Consider the following 12741-nt stretch of genomic DNA (forward strand, 5'->3'; position numbering starts at 1 on the left):
CCTCGACCGTCCGGCCGATATGGCCGACCTCAACCCCATCGCGAAGCGCATCCACAACGTCTCGCCGAAGCCCGTTCTGCTGACCCTCTCGGACGGGTCGAGCGCCGTCTACCACTTTTCGGGAACCCAGTTCTTCCAGCGCGAGTTCCAGGGAGAGGGCACGTGCGAGGACGACGACGCCGACTACCGACTCGTCACGAGCGAGGACAACGAGTCGGTGCTGCTCGGCCGGAAGGGACGGGAGGCCGACGGCTGGTCGATGGTCGGCGAGGTGACCGAAGTCGAACGGGTCGAGCGGACCGACTGAACGTCGGGAGCCGTCTTACCGCCGGCAGAGTCGCCCCGGGGCGAACGGAGTCACGTCACGACAAACGGAGTCACGTCACGGCGTTCCCACCGACTGCCGGACCAACTGCTCGCGAATCGCGTCGCGTTTCAAGAGGACGAACCCGCCGAAGATGAGCAGAAAGCCCAGCGCCGTCTCCGCACTCAGCGGTTCTCGGAGCACGAGATAGCCCGAAATCGCCGCGAATATCGGCGCGACGTAGGAGACGAGGTTGATTTCGATGGCACCCAGCCGGTCCAACAGGTCGAAGTAGACGAGAAAGCCCAGCGCACTCGCCGCCAGCGAGAGATACAGGAGCGCGAGGACGCCCTGCGTCGACCACGTAATCTCGGCAAACGACTCGCCCATTCCGACGGAGACGACGTGCATCAGCGCGGCGCCGCCGAGCATCGCCCACGCCTCCATCGTCTCGATGGGGAGGCCGTCGTCGATGCGCTGAGTGAGGACGCTCCCGAGGGCGAACGCCGCCGCCGCGCCGAAGACGAGCAGTCTCGACCGAGTCGCCTCCGTCAACAACGCGTTCGGGTCGGGGTTCGAGAGGACGACGACGCCGACCAGCCCCAACAGGAGGCCCGCGACGCCGACGGTGGTGAGTCGCTCGCTCGGGAGAAACGCCCGCGCGAACACCGTCGTCAGGACGGGGCTGAGGCTGACGATGACCGACGCGGCGGCGCTCGTCACCGGTCCGCTCTGTCCGATGAACAACAGCACGTGGTACGCCGCGATGAGAAAGACGGCGCCGATGGCGACGACGGCCCACTGGTCTCGGCTCCGCGGGACCGGATCGTCGACGACGTAGGCGGCGTAGGCCAGCATCAGCACGCCAGCGACGTCGTAACGGAGCGCGGCGAAGAGGACGGGGGGAAACGACTCCAGACCGGCGTTGATGGCCATGAACGCCGACCCCCAGACGGCCGCCAGAAGCAAGAACAGTAGTGCGTTCCGTGTTTGGCTCACGACGAAACTGGTCGGCCGGCCGGTGTGTAGTTTTCGTTTGCGGCGCGGCGAACCGGTTTCGGCGCGCCAGTCGTGATGGAGCGTTCAGTCCGCCTGCGCGCCCGCCTCTTCGTCGTCGGCGACGCCGGTCTCGGGGTGCGCACGCACCGGGTCGCGGTCGACGGGGGCGTCCGCCGGTTGCTCGTAGAGGTGACACGCCGCCGGGTGGGCGCGCTCCTGCAACAGCGGCCGAGTCGTCTCGCAGACGCTCTCGAACCGTTCGCGGAGGATGGCGATGGCCTCCTCCGTGTCGTCGGTCGAAAGCGCCTCCAACGCCTGCTCGACGGCCGTCTCGTCGTCGCCGGTCAGGTCGTGCGTGAAGAACTCCTCGCGGAGATGGCGTTTGAACCCCGGTTTGTCGGTGTCGTCGCCCGCGGCGCTCCACGCGACCTCGGCGTCGAACTCGCCGCGTTCGAGGCGGTCTCTGAGGTCCATCACTTCGCGGTACGCCGCCTGGGTGAGCGACACGTCCGCGGGCGGGATGACGCGCGGACAGCGCGTACGGAACCGACAGCCCGACGGCGGGTTGCGGGGACTCGGCACGTCGCCGGCCAGCGGATCGACCTGGCGGCCGCTCTCGGCGGTCGTCGCCCGCGGGACGCTCTCCAACAGCGCCCGGGTGTAGGGGTGTTGGGGGTCGTCGAACAGGTCGTCCGTCGGTCCGAGTTCGACGATGTTGCCGAGGTACATCACGGCGACGCGGTCGCAGATGTGGCGAACCACCGAGAGGTCGTGCGCGATGAACAGGTAGGTGAGGCCGAACTCCTCCTGGAGGTCGTCCAGCAGGTTCAACACCTGCGCCTGAACGCTCACGTCGAGCGCGGAGACGGGTTCGTCGAGGACGATGAAGTCGGGCTCGAGCGCGAGCGCGCGGGCGATACCGACGCGTTGACGCTGCCCGCCGGAGAATTCGTGGGGATAGCGTTCGACGTGGTGCGCTGCCAACCCGACCCGTTCGAGCAGTTCGGCGGCCTGGTCGACGCGCCACTCGCGCTTCGAGCGCCCGTCGTCGGGCGACTCCTCCGGGAGCCCGTGGATGCGGTACGGCTCCGAGATTATCTCGCCGATGGTCATTCGCGGGTCGAGACTGGAGAAGGGGTCCTGGAAGACGATCTGCGCGCGGCGGCGGAACTCCGTTAGCTCGTCGCCCTCCATCCCGTAGACGTCCTCGCCGTCGAACTCGACGCGCCCCTCGGTCGCCTCCCGCAGGCGGAGCAGCGTCTCGCCGGTGGTCGACTTCCCACAACCGGACTCGCCGACGAGGCCCAACGTCTCGCCCTCGTGGACGTCGAAGCTGATGCCGTCGACGGCCTTGACGCTCTCCGACTCGCGGCGGAGTAGCGTCTCGACCAGCGAACTCTCCTCGCCGTAGTACTTCTTCAGGTCGCGGACGCGAAGCAGCGGTTCACCGTCGATCGTCGCCGGTCGGTCGTCGTCAGTCATCGCTCATCACCTCCTGTTCGGCGGCGTCGTCGCCCGTCTCCGGGCCTGACGTCTCGTCCTCCTCGCCGAAGTAGTCGTCGGCGAGCGCCTCGTCGGGGTCGAACTCGCGGGTCGCGAGCACGCACCGGGCGGTGTGAACCGCCGCCGACTTCGCCCCGTCGTCGACGACCTCGCCGCTCTCGGTGTCGTACTCCGGAATCGGGTTGAGACACGCCTCCATCGCCTTCGGACAGCGGTCGGCGAAGTAACAGCGGTCGCCCATCTCCGAGTCGAGCAGACTCGGGACGTTGCCGTCGATGGGTGAGAGCCGCGGCGCCGGGTCTTCGAGGTCCGGAATCGACCCCAACAGCCCCTCGGTGTACGGATGGACCGGGTCGTCGAAGATATCTTCGAGCGTGCCGCGTTCGACGATCTCTCCGGCGTACATCACGCCGACGCGGTCGCACATCCGCGCGATGACGCCGAGGTCGTGCGTTATCATGATGATGCTCATGTCCTGCTCGCGCTGGAGGTCCCGAAGCAGGTTCAGGATCTGCGCCTGAATCGTCACGTCCAGCGCCGTCGTCGGTTCGTCGGCGACGAGGATGTCGGGTTCGCCCGCCAACGCCTGTGCGATCATCGCCCGCTGCAGCATCCCGCCGGAGAACTGGTGGGGGTACTCCTCGGCGCGCGCCTCCGGGTCGGGGATGCCGACCTGTTCGAGCAACTCGATGGCTCGCTCTTTGCTCTCGTCGCTCGTGTACTCGCGGCCGGGGACGATGCTGTCGACGAAGTACTGCGCGAGACCGTAGCCCTGCGTCCGCGAGCGGGTGCTCCGCGGGTTCGCGCGGGCGCGACGCTGAACCTCGACCGCCTCCGCAATCTGCTCGCCCACCGTGATGGAGGGGTTGAGACTGCTCATCGGGTCCTGAAACACCATGCTGAACGAGGGACCGCGGAGCGACCGGCGGACGCCTTTGGGCAACTGCCGCAGGTCGACGAACTCGCCGTCGACGGCGTCGGCTCGTTTCTCGCGGAACTCGTCGGCGAGGTCGGCGTTCCGGTACCACACCTCGCCGCCGGTGACCCGGCCGGGCGACTCGATGAGGTCGATGACCGACAGCGCGGTCACCGACTTGCCGCTCCCCGATTCGCCGACGATGCCGAATATCTCGCCGTCGCGGACGTCGAAGCTGACGCCCTCAACGGCGTTTATCTGTCCTTCCTCCGTGAAGAACCGTGTCTTGAGGTCTCTGACTCTGAGTATCTCGTCCATTTAGACGCCTCCTTCCCCTTCGATGCTTGGGTCGAGCGCGTCGCGTAGCCAGTCGCCGACGAGGTTGACCCCGATGACGGCGAAGACGATGGCGACGCCGGGAATCGACGCGATCCACCACGCCGACGCCAGGTAGTTACGGCCCTGTGCGATGTCGAGCCCCCACGAGAGGTTCGCCCCCGAGAAGCCGAGGTACGACAGCGAACTCTCCAGGAGGATGATGGCGGCGACCTGAATCGTCGCCAACACCAGGATGGGGGTGATGCTGTTGGGGAGGACGTGACGGAGCATGATGGAGCCGTCGCTCGCGCCGAGCGCGCGGGCGGCCTTCACGTACTCCTCGTTGCGGAGGCTGAGCGCCTCGCCGCGGGCGACGCGGGCGAACCACACCCAGTTCACCAGCGCGACGACGAGGACGACGGTCCCCGGTAAGACGATGCTCGACGGCATCTCGGGCGCGAGTCCGAGCGCGACGAACGGGTCGGGTATCCGTATCGTCACCCCGCCGAACAGGCCGATGAGCGCGATAGCCAAGACGAGCGAGGGGAACGCCAACATGATGTCGGACATCCGCATCAGTCCGTCGTCGACGCGGCCGCCGTAGTAGCCGGCGGTGAGACCGACGGTGACCCCGATGAGCACCGCCAGCATCGTGCCGAACAGGCCGACGAGCAGCGAGGTACGTGCGCCGTAGATGGTCCGCGAGAGCATGTCGCGGCCAAGCGCGTCGGTGCCGAGCGGGTGGGCCATCGTCGCGTTGACCGTCACCTCCTCCTCGACGGTCTCGATCTCGCCGTCGACCATCTCCGAACGCGTCTCGTTCTCGGTCGTACTGAAGCCGAGCGGCGGTACCTGCGAGTTCTGCAGGTCCTGCTGATACGGGTCGTACGGCGCGAGGAACGGCGCGAACATCGCGACGAGGATGATAGCGAGCACCAGCACGATGCCGATCTTCGCGAGCGCGCTCCCCCGAAGTTCGCGGCGGAGGTTCCGCCACGTGCGTGGAGAGACCATCAGTCGTACACCACCTGAGGGTTGACGTACGCGTACAGCGCGTCGACGGCGATGTTGACGAAGACGAAACTCGTCCCGATCACGATGAGACTGCCCTGGATGAGCGGCCAGTCGCGGGTGTTGATGCTGTTGATGACCAAGGTCCCGAGTCCGGGCCACGCGAACACCGCCTCGGTGATGACCGCGCCGCCGATGAGCGACCCCAACTGCAGGCCGAGGACGGTGATGACCGGAATGAGCGTGTTCCGCAGCGCGTGTTTGTAGCGCACGAGCGTCTCGGGGAGTCCCTTCGCGCGCGCGGCGTCGACGTAGCTCTTGCCGAGTTCGTCGAGCATCCCGCTACGGGTGAGACGCGTCACGAGCGCCGTGAAGTACGTCCCGAGCGTGATGGCCGGGAGCGTGATGTGCTGCAACCAGAGGACGATTCCGGCGTAGTTGCCCGATAACACCAGGAGTTCGAACGCCTGCCCGAACCCGACGGGTCGACGACTCGTCGGCAGGAAGTTCAACTGTACCGCGAAGACGAGCACGAGCATGATGCCGAGCCAGAAGTTCGGTGTGCTGATGCCCGCAAGCGAGAACGTCGTCGCGGCGTAGTCGGCGGGCTCGTGTCGCCGAGTCGCGCTGACGACGCCGAGCGGTATCGAGATGACGATCGCGACGACGGTCGCGGCGACGGCGAGTTCGACCGTCGCCGGGAGTCGCGCGAAGATGCGCGCCGCCGCCTCCGTCCCGGAGATGTACGAGTAGCCCATGTCGCCGGTGAGCAGGCCCGCGAGATAGTCGAGGTACTGGACGTACAGCGGTTGGTTCAACCCCAGTTCCTCGGCGATACGTTGCCGAAGCTCGGGGCTGGCGTCTAACGGGGCGATGAAGTTGACGGGGTCGCCCGGCGTGGAGAACCGAAGGAGAAACACCACCGTCACGACACCCCAGACGACGAAGATTCCCTGTAGGCTCCGCTTGATTATGAATCGCGCAAATGACATGATTGGATGGGAGAAGTCCGCGTGCGCCGTCCGTTACGGCTGCATGATTTCGTACGCCTTTATCGACTCGTCGCGGCGCGCCTCCCACTCGATGCGGGAGCTCGCGCCGTAGACGCTGTACTGTCGGTTGAGGAAGATCCACGGCGCCTCGTCGTGGGCGAGCTGGTTCGCCTCCCGCAGTATCTGTTCGCGCTCGTCCTCGTCGGGGGTCTGTCCGGCCTCCTCCATGAGGCCGTCGAACTCCTCGTTGCTCCAACTCGACAGCGACCCGTCAGTCGTGAGCAGCGGGATGAGCGTCTGGCTCGCGTCGAACGTCTCGTTGCCCCAGCCGATGAGGTACCAGTCGGGCATGTCCTCGATGTTGCCGGTCGTGAGTTGCGCGGCGAGGTCACCGAAGTCACGTTGGTTCACCTCGGCCTCGACGTTCGACAGTTCGTTGATGTAGCCGACGACGGCCTGCGCGATCTCGAGGTCCTTCAGGTAGCGGCCGACCGGCGTGTGCAGTTCGAGGGTCGCGCCGGCGAAGCCGCTCTCTTCGACCAGCTGTTCCGCCTGTTCGACGTCGTACGGGTACGGGTCGATGTCCGGGTTGTAGCCGGTGAACCCTTCGAGCGTCGGCTGGCCCGTCGGGTCCGAGAAGTCCGACAGCACCTCCGAGATGATGGTGTCGAGGTCGATGGCGTAGTTCATCGCCTGACGGAACTGCCGGCTCGAGAACGGCTCGACGTCGTAGCGCATCCCGTTGTAGATGACGCGCGTACTCGGCACCGCCTCGACGCCCGCGTCGCCGCTGTCCTCGATACGGCTGACCTCCTGCGGCGGCACGTTGACGATGATGTCGGTCTCGCCGCTGACGAGCTGGTTGACCCGCGTGCTCGACTCGGAGGCCGCGTTGATGGTGAGCGCGTCGACCTCCGCCGGCTCGCGCCAGTAGTCCTCGTACTTCGTGTACTCGACCTGCTCGTCCTGCGTGTAGTTCGACAGCTGGAACGGTCCCGTGCCGTTGGCGTCGCTGTTGATCTCGTTGGACTCTCTCGACTCGATCCAGGACTGCTGGACGATCTCGCCGTAGCTGGCGAGCAGGCCGATAGCCATCGGGTTGACGCCGTCGGAGACGACGTCGACCGCGCGCTCGCCGTCGACGGGCTGTGCCTCGGTGATACCCGCCAACTGGTCGCTCTGCGGACTCGCCAACCCGCCGACGTCCTCGTCAACGATGCGGTTGATGCTGAACGCCACGTCCTCGGGGGTGAGCTCGTCACCGTTGTGGAACGTCACGCCCTCGCGGAGCGTCAGGCGAACGCGGTCCGGCTCCGTCTGTTCGTAGTCCTCGGCGAGACCCTCGATCACCTGCCCTTCGCGGTTGCGGTCGAGTGCGCCCTCGTAGATCTGCATCAGGATGATGTCGGTGTTCGTCTCACGGTGGTCGTGAGGGTCGAGACCGGAGTCCATCTGTCCTTGCGTGATGGTGACGGCGAACTCGCTGTCGTCCTGGTTGTCCTCGCTGTCGGAGGTACCGGTGTCGTTACCGGTGTCGTTGCCACCGCTTTCGTTGCCGGCCGCCGGCGTATCGGTGTTGATCTCGTCGGAGTCACCGGAACAACCGGCGAGCGCTGCGGTTGCCGCGGCACCGCCTGCCAACTGGAGGTAACGGCGTCTGCTAACACGTGACTGCCTGTCTTCAGTCATGAAACCACATGGGTGTTACCCCGATATATATGCTATGGTACTACCAATCGCAATACACCGGCGAGTTTCACCCGAACCGACATTTCGTGGCATACACTTAAGTACGGGACTTACCAAGCGTGCGACATGGCCGCACACCGCCGGTCATCGCTCAGGAATCTGTTCGACCAATCGCCCACCCCGCACATCGCGCACCCGCCGCGGACACACCACCGTCAGTTCTACGTCGCTACCGACGGGTCGTACCGTCCCGACGGTGGGGGCCTCGGGGCCGTCATCGAGACGCGCGACGGCGTGCGAGTCGCCCGCGTCTCGCTGCCCGACGTCGTGCCGAACAACAACGTCGCGGAGTACCGCGCGCTCCACCTCGGACTCGACGTGCTGGCGGCCCGTGCCCCGAAAACCGCGAGTGTCGGCGTTCTCATCGACCACGACGACCTGGCGGCGAACGTCAACGCCGCGACGCTCGCCGCGGCGGACCCGTCGTGGAACCCCGCCGGAACGCCGCCGATTCCCGCCGGCAGCGAGAACCATTGGCGCGGCATCCTCGCGCGCATCTCGGGGTTCGCCGACCTTCGGGCGGCGCGCATCGACAGCCGGGAGAACCCCGCGCACGTGCTGGCGAACGCGCCCACCGAGTACACCCACGTGAACCGCGAGCCCGACCGGTGCGTCCTCCCGGAACCGCTCGGAGCGCCGAGCGTCGGCGACGACGGGGTACTCCCGCCGTCGCGGACGGAACGTCCGGCGGGCGACTGAGGTCCGGTCCGCGTTCCTCGGCACCGACCGCCGAGGACGAAACGCACCAGCTATCAGTTAGCGACGACGACGCTTTCAGAGATGCCGTCACCGTGGACACGACTCCGGGAGGACCTGCGCGCCGCACTGGAGAACGACCCCGCCGCGCTGAGTCGCACGGAGGTACTGCTCACGTACCCCGGAGTCCACGCGCTCTGGATGCACCGCCTCGCACACGCGCTCTGGAACGCGCACCTCCATCTCCCCGCCCGCCTGCTCTCGCACCTCTCGCGCTTTCTCACGGGCGTCGAACTTCACCCGGCGGCGACGGTGGGACGACGGGTGTTCGTCGACCACGGGATGGGCGTCGTCGTCGGCGAGACGGCCGAAATCGGCGACGACGTGGTACTCTACCACGGCGTCACGCTCGGCGGCAACTCGATGCGCCGGACGAAGCGACACCCGACCATCGAGGACGACGTCGTTCTGGGCGCGAACGCGACGCTCGTCGGTCCCATCACCGTCGGCGAAGGCGCACGCGTCGGGGCCGGTGCCGTCGTCATCGACGACGTACCCCCCGGGACCTCCGTCGTCGGCAATCCCGCCCGCCCGGCCGGAGGGTCGTCCGGCGAAAACGGCGGAGACGGCGGTTCGCGCGGGGACGACGACTCCCGCACCGACGAAGCATCCGACGACGCGGCGGACACTCGCGACCGGTGACGGGTCACGCGCGTGTGCCCGAGGGGGAAGATTGATAGGAGGTGTTGGCATACCGCTCGCATGGTCCTCGAAACAGATAGCGCACGGGAGCTCGGTCCCAGAGGTGGTGGCGTACTTCTGCGGACGGTCCGTGTGCGGGCACGCGAACTGGCCCTCCTGTTTTCGGCCGCCGTCGCGCTGACGCTCGTCGCGTTTCGAGCGACCGGTGTCGACTTACAGCGCGCGGCGCTCCGCGCGTACGCCCCGGCGGGAACCGCACTCTCGACGGACCCGTTGGTCTCGCTCGCCGTCGAACTGCAGACCGCGATGCTCGTCGGCGTCTTCGCCACCGGAGCGGTACTGCTCTGGCACACCCGCGAGGAGGTGCGTCCCCACGGGGCGCGGACGGGGCGGCTCTATCTCCTGTCGGCGGGGCTCTTCGTGGTCGGTGTCGCTCTCGGCGCGGCGCTCGTCGTTCCTGCGCTCCTCGAACTGCTCAAGTTCGGCGTCCTCCGGAGCGGGTTCGTCCCCGCGTACCGGCCCTACTGGCTCGCGGAGGTGGCGCTGTTTCTCCCCGTCGCCGTCGGCGTCGCCCTCTCGCTGCCGACGCTGATGGTCGCGCTCGTCGGCGACGGCGTCGTCTCCTCGACGGTGCTGCACCGAGACTGGGGGTTCGCGCTCCTCGGCGTGCTCGCCTACGCGTCGGTGTACTCCCCGCCGGACTCGGTGACGTTCGTCGTCTACGGCGGCGTGCTCCTCGGCGGCTACGTCGCCGGGTTGGTCGTGCTGACGTTCGGGTAGTCAGCAGCGGACGGTGAACCCGGTACTTCTCACGACTCGAAAGCGTTGCAGAGCAGTACCCGAGCGTCGGCCGCGAGAACGCGCTGATGTCACCGGAACGACGACAGGAGACGATGCCCTCCCTCTCTCGACGTCGCCTGCTGTCCGTATCTGCGACCGGCGTCGCCGCACTCGCGGGGTGTACTGCGAGTTCGAGCGAAGATGGCGCGACTGTCAGCGAAAGCGCGACTGCTACCGAGAGTGACGCACGATACTGGTCGCTCCTCTCTCGTCGTTTTCACACAGCGCACTACACCAGTCGAGAACGTAACGAAAATCAGAGTCGGTCGCCGTCGACGAACAGTCGCTACTCTTCCTGTGCGTCCACCACAGCCACGCCCGCGAGGTTGACGATATCGCTTCCACCTTTTTCCGCTCGGGATCGCTCCGCGACCCAGTCGCGCAAAAATCTGGACCAAAAAGATGTGCTCGCGCGTTACTCTTCCTGCGCGTCCACGACCGCCACACCCGCCAGATTCACGATGTCTTTGACTTCGTCGCCGCGCTGGAGCACGTGGACCGGCTTGTCCATGCCGACGAGCATCGGGCCGATGGCCTCCGCGCCGCCGAGGCGCTGGAGCAGTTTGTAGCCGATGTTGCCCGCTTCGAGGTTCGGGAAGATGAGCACGTTCGCCGGTTCGTCGAGGTCCGTGAAGTCGTAGGTGCCTTCGAGAATCTCCTCGACGACAGCGGTGTCGGCCTGCATCTCGCCGTCGACGGGGAAGTCGACCTCGGGGTCCTCGTGCAGCAGCCCCACCGCGTCGCGCGGTTTTCGGGTGCCCTCGTTGTCGACGCTGCCGAAGTTCGAGTACGACAGCATCGCCGCGCGGGGTTCGACGTTGAACCGGCGCGCGAGTTCGGCGGTGTGTTTCGTGACCTCCGCGAGCACGTCCGCCGTCGGGTCGAGGTTCACCGTCGTGTCGGCGGCGAAGATGACCCGGTTCTTGAACGTCAGCATGTACACCCCGGCGGCGTAGTCGGCGTCTTCGGCGGTGCCGATGACCTGCAGCGGCGGTCGAAGCGCCGATGGGTAGTGGTGCGTCAGGCCCGTGAGCAGCGCGTCGGCGTCGCCCTGTTCGACCATCACACTACCGAAGTAGTTACTGTCGCGGCGGATCAGTTCGCCCGCCTCGCTCCGGGTGATGCCTTTGCGCTGGCGGAGTTCGTGGAGTCGGTCGGCGTAGCCCTCGTGGTCCTCGCCCGCCGGGTCGACGATGTTCACGTCGAACTCCAGGCCGAGGTTCGCGGCCGTGTCGCGGATGGTGTCGGCGTCGCCAAGCAGGATGGGTTCGGCGATGCCCTGCTCTCGAATCTGGTAGGCGGCGCGGATCATCTTCTCGTCGGTCCCCTCCGCGAGGGCGACGCGCTTGGGGTTCGACTTCGCCTTGTTGAGGACGACGCGCATCATCTCGCGGGACTTGCCGAGGCGGGCTTCGAGGCGCTCCTCGTAGTCGGCGACGTCGATGTCCTTGCGGGCCGCGCCGCTGGTCATGGCGGCCTGTGCGACGGCGGGCGCGACCTCGAACAGCACGCGCGGGTCGAGCGGTTTCGGGATGATGTACTCGGAACCGAACTGCAACGGCTGGTCGCCGTACGCCTTCACGACGGCGTCGGGCACGTCCTGGCGGGCCAGTTCGGCGAGCGCCTCCGCGGCGGCGACTTTCATCGCCTCGTTGATCTCGGTCGCGCGCACGTCGAGCGCGCCGCGGAAGATGAACGGGAAGCCGAGCACGTTGTTCACCTGGTTCGGGTAGTCCGAGCGCCCCGTCGCCATGATGACCGTGTCGTCGCGGGCGTCTTTCGCCGCCTCGTACGGTATCTCGGGGTCGGGGTTCGCCATCGCGAAGATGACGGGGTCGTCGGCCATCGACCGAACCATCTCCGGCGAGACGATGTCGGCGACGGAGAGACCGACGAACACGTCGGCGCCCTCCATCGCGTCGGCGAGGTCGCCGTTCGGGCGGTCGGCGGCGAACTCGCGCTTGAACTCGTTGACCTCGTCGGAGCGGTCGACGGTGATGATGCCCGAGGAGTCGCACATCGTGATGTTCTCGCGCTTCGCGCCGAGCGAGACGTAGAACCGCGCCGTCGCGATGGCGCTCGCGCCGGCGCCCGAGAAGACGATGTCGAGTTCGTCGAGTTCCTTGTCGACGATTTCGGCGGCGTTCAGAAGCGCCGCGCCGGAGATGATGGCCGTCCCGTGCTGGTCGTCGTGGAAGACGGGGATCGATACCTCCTCGCGGAGTCGCGACTCGATTTCGAAGCACTCGGGCGCTTTGATGTCTTCGAGGTTGATCCCGCCGAACGTCGGCTCCATCGCGGAGACGCACTCGATTATCTCGTCGGGGTCGGCGCGGTCCAACTCGATGTCGAACACGTCGATGTCGGCGAAGCGCTTGAACAGGACGCCCTTACCCTCCATGACGGGCTTCGACGCCTGCGCACCGATGTTGCCGAGGCCGAGCACCGCAGAACCGTTCGATACGACGCCGACCAGGTTGCCTTTGGCGGTGTAGTTGTACGCCTCGTCGGCGTCGTCGGCGATATCCAGACACGGTGCGGCGACGCCGGGCGAGTACGCCAGGCTCAGGTCGCGTTGGGTGTTCGTCGGTTTGGTCGTCGAAATCTCGATTTTGCCGGGAGGTGATTGTCGGTGGTACTCCCGTGCGTCGTCATCCAGCCCCATGGCTGCGGCGACTCTTTCCGTCGGCAAAAAACTATGCATAGCGTCG

11 protein-coding genes are annotated in these 12741 nt (G+C 66.7%); 4 read left to right on the forward strand and 7 right to left on the reverse strand.

Going from position 1 to position 12741, the window contains the following annotated elements; genetic code table 11:
• Window positions 1-19 precede the first annotated feature (19 nt).
• Window positions 20-307 carry a DUF8072 family protein gene (locus tag LAQ74_RS02915; protein ID WP_224334829.1) on the forward strand — a complete coding sequence of 96 codons (288 nt, stop codon included), beginning with the start codon at window positions 20-22 and terminating at the stop codon, window positions 305-307.
• 75 nt (window positions 308-382) lie between these two features.
• Here the strand turns inward: LAQ74_RS02915 and LAQ74_RS02920 are convergent, their stop codons facing one another.
• From LAQ74_RS02920 to LAQ74_RS02945, 6 genes are all read right to left on the reverse strand, one after another.
• Complete coding sequence (locus LAQ74_RS02920; protein ID WP_224334831.1) at window positions 383-1303, reverse strand: DMT family transporter; 921 nt, start codon at window positions 1301-1303, stop codon at window positions 383-385.
• An 84-nt stretch (window positions 1304-1387) separates the two neighbouring features.
• Window positions 1388-2785, reverse strand: coding sequence for an ABC transporter ATP-binding protein (locus LAQ74_RS02925; protein ID WP_317987378.1), 1398 nt, complete (start codon window positions 2783-2785; stop codon window positions 1388-1390).
• A complete protein-coding gene (locus LAQ74_RS02930; RefSeq protein WP_224334833.1) occupies window positions 2778-4040 on the reverse strand; it encodes an ABC transporter ATP-binding protein in 1263 nt (420 codons plus the stop codon). The genes LAQ74_RS02925 and LAQ74_RS02930 overlap by 8 nt, the downstream gene beginning before the upstream one ends.
• Window positions 4041-5054 carry an ABC transporter permease gene (locus LAQ74_RS02935; protein WP_224334834.1) on the reverse strand — a complete coding sequence of 338 codons (1014 nt, stop codon included), beginning with the start codon at window positions 5052-5054 and terminating at the stop codon, window positions 4041-4043.
• Entirely contained in the window at window positions 5054-6043 is a 990-nt protein-coding gene (locus LAQ74_RS02940) for an ABC transporter permease (protein WP_224334836.1), read from the reverse strand. The genes LAQ74_RS02935 and LAQ74_RS02940 overlap by 1 nt, the downstream gene beginning before the upstream one ends.
• Window positions 6044-6076: 33 nt before the next feature.
• On the reverse strand, window positions 6077-7732 hold the full coding sequence (locus LAQ74_RS02945; protein ID WP_224334838.1) for an ABC transporter substrate-binding protein: 1656 nt from the start codon (window positions 7730-7732) through the stop codon (window positions 6077-6079).
• Window positions 7733-7858: 126 nt separating this feature from the next.
• On the opposite strand from LAQ74_RS02945, the gene LAQ74_RS02950 reads away from it, so the two are divergent.
• The 3 genes from LAQ74_RS02950 (at window position 7859) to LAQ74_RS02960 (ending at window position 9970) form a co-directional block, all read left to right on the forward strand.
• Window positions 7859-8491, forward strand: a complete 633-nt coding sequence (locus tag LAQ74_RS02950) for a ribonuclease H family protein (RefSeq protein WP_224334840.1) — start codon at window positions 7859-7861, stop codon at window positions 8489-8491.
• Between the two features lie 81 nt (window positions 8492-8572).
• Entirely contained in the window at window positions 8573-9190 is a 618-nt protein-coding gene (gene cysE, locus LAQ74_RS02955; RefSeq protein WP_224334842.1) for a serine O-acetyltransferase, read from the forward strand.
• A gap of 60 nt (window positions 9191-9250) precedes the next feature.
• Window positions 9251-9970: a twin-arginine translocase subunit TatC gene (locus LAQ74_RS02960; protein WP_224334844.1), complete on the forward strand. Its 720-nt coding sequence runs from the start codon at window positions 9251-9253 to the stop codon at window positions 9968-9970.
• Between the two features lie 475 nt (window positions 9971-10445).
• On the opposite strand, the gene LAQ74_RS02965 is transcribed toward LAQ74_RS02960, so the two are convergent.
• Window positions 10446-12695: an NADP-dependent malic enzyme gene (locus tag LAQ74_RS02965; RefSeq protein WP_224334846.1), complete on the reverse strand. Its 2250-nt coding sequence runs from the start codon at window positions 12693-12695 to the stop codon at window positions 10446-10448.
• Window positions 12696-12741: the final 46 nt, after the last annotated feature.

This window comes from Haloprofundus halobius, assembly GCF_020097835.1.
GTDB classification, from domain to species: domain Archaea; phylum Halobacteriota; class Halobacteria; order Halobacteriales; family Haloferacaceae; genus Haloprofundus; species Haloprofundus halobius.

What these genes read in the sequence shown, in the direction of transcription:
- LAQ74_RS02950 (WP_224334840.1), top strand. Translation starts at nt 7,859, where the DNA reads ATGGCCGCACACCGCCGGTCATCGCTCAGGAATCTGTTCGACCAATCG.
- LAQ74_RS02935 (WP_224334834.1), bottom strand. Translation starts at nt 5,054, where the DNA reads ATGGTCTCTCCACGCACGTGGCGGAACCTCCGCCGCGAACTTCGGGGG.
- cysE (WP_224334842.1), top strand. Translation starts at nt 8,573, where the DNA reads ATGCCGTCACCGTGGACACGACTCCGGGAGGACCTGCGCGCCGCACTG.
- LAQ74_RS02940 (WP_224334836.1), bottom strand. Translation starts at nt 6,043, where the DNA reads ATGTCATTTGCGCGATTCATAATCAAGCGGAGCCTACAGGGAATCTTC.
- LAQ74_RS02960 (WP_224334844.1), top strand. Translation starts at nt 9,251, where the DNA reads ATGGTCCTCGAAACAGATAGCGCACGGGAGCTCGGTCCCAGAGGTGGT.
- LAQ74_RS02925 (WP_317987378.1), bottom strand. Translation starts at nt 2,785, where the DNA reads ATGACTGACGACGACCGACCGGCGACGATCGACGGTGAACCGCTGCTT.
- LAQ74_RS02915 (WP_224334829.1), top strand. Translation starts at nt 20, where the DNA reads ATGGCCGACCTCAACCCCATCGCGAAGCGCATCCACAACGTCTCGCCG.
- LAQ74_RS02965 (WP_224334846.1), bottom strand. Translation starts at nt 12,695, where the DNA reads ATGGGGCTGGATGACGACGCACGGGAGTACCACCGACAATCACCTCCC.
- LAQ74_RS02930 (WP_224334833.1), bottom strand. Translation starts at nt 4,040, where the DNA reads ATGGACGAGATACTCAGAGTCAGAGACCTCAAGACACGGTTCTTCACG.
- LAQ74_RS02945 (WP_224334838.1), bottom strand. Translation starts at nt 7,732, where the DNA reads ATGACTGAAGACAGGCAGTCACGTGTTAGCAGACGCCGTTACCTCCAG.